This window comes from Sinimarinibacterium flocculans (assembly GCF_003201205.1).
Taxonomy (GTDB): Bacteria; Pseudomonadota; Gammaproteobacteria; order Nevskiales; family Nevskiaceae; genus Solimonas; species Solimonas flocculans.
Genome location: NZ_QICN01000033.1, coordinates 1 through 1,318, shown reverse-complemented (window position 1 = coordinate 1,318; position 1,318 = coordinate 1). Strand labels below are relative to the sequence as shown.

Below are 1,318 nucleotides of genomic sequence, written 5' to 3'. Positions count from 1 at the left end.
GATCTGCTCTTCGCTGTACCGCTTCTTCACGTCCGACCTCCTAGTCTTGGGTCGGACTCTAAATCACCGTGCTACTCAATGACGGGGTAACGTCGGATGGACGCCAATGAATCCCCGTTCTATCTCCGCTCCTTTCTAACGCGCCACGACATCCAGAAGTTCGAGACGTGGAGGCTAACGAAAGCCGCATATGAGGCGTTCATTCATACGATTCGGCATGCGCATAACTCCCCCAATCCTGAGCGCCTCCTGCTTGCGATCGCGCACGAGATCGGACGTCTCATCGCGTTTTCCGGCACGGTGCAGCAACTTAAGGCGCTCAAGCGCGAGATAGAAACGGGCTTGCGGAACTGTGGAAGCCCGGCATCACTCGGCACGCGCTCGTTGGGCGTGAAACCGGACGTCCGTGCGACGACTGAACGCCTGACAAAACTCCTCAGGCGCTTCGAGCGCACAGACTCTCTGCTTCCAATCCGATGAAACCCCTTTTCGATGCAGGTCGCTCCAGGCCGCACAGCACCGAGTCGGAGGTTCGTACGAAGCCGTCACACACACTAGACGCCAAAGAGCTCGCAGGCGTGTTGCGGCTCGGATCCGCGAAAGCCGTTCACATGCGAATCGCCCGCGGGTTTGCAATGCCACCGCATATTCGCGTGCCTCACCTTCGCGGGCTCTTGTGGCTGGAGAGCGACGTCGTCGCCTGGCTTGAGACTCATCGAAATGACGCTCGGCTATCCGCATCGCCACCTGCTTTAAAACGGCCAAAAGATGCGCCTCGACCTCACTCACGGGCTAGTGTCCCGAGGCGATTCTTGCGGCGTTAAAGATGGCGCTCGGCCACCCTCGGCCAGATAAGGGAGCGAAACACGCGGCGGACTGACTCCGCCGCGTGGCTCACGCGTACAGCCAGGGACGGGGCGGTGCCTTAGTAGTAGTGTTTCGGGATCTCTTCGCCGCCGGATGCCCAGTCGGCCAAGTCGTTCGCCATCCTCAGGGCAGTCTCACTTTCTAGTTGCAACAGCTCCTTCCTAAGCGCAGCCTCGATCTCCTCGCGCGAGGGTTGCTTAAAGCCTTCGCCGTCGATTTCCCTCTCATCCCGGATAGTCGCAACAATGTTCACGGCGTACTCCAACGCTTGGGCGAGGATGCTCGCGCGCTCTTCATCAAACAGTGGATCAAACACACCAGGGCTGGTGGCGAGCACGCGGTCAGAGAGCACATCCTGGAGTTGACCCGTTCTCGCGGACACCTGATCTTTTGAGAGAAGGAGTCCGATATGCCCAAGAGTCGAGCGCCGTACCCGGCGGATTTTCGCCAA

2 protein-coding genes are annotated in these 1,318 nt (G+C 59.3%); one reads left to right on the top strand and one right to left on the bottom strand.

Annotated features, from left to right (window positions below):
- The first annotated feature begins 96 nt into the window (after positions 1-96).
- Complete coding sequence (locus C8D93_RS20275) at positions 97-480, top strand: protein kinase family protein (RefSeq protein WP_110267093.1); 384 nt, start codon at positions 97-99, stop codon at positions 478-480.
- Between the two features lie 445 nt (positions 481-925).
- On the opposite strand, the gene C8D93_RS20270 is transcribed toward C8D93_RS20275, so the two are convergent.
- The coding region (locus C8D93_RS20270; RefSeq protein ID WP_211307450.1) for a hypothetical protein at positions 926-1,318 on the bottom strand (393 nt) is incomplete at its 5' end.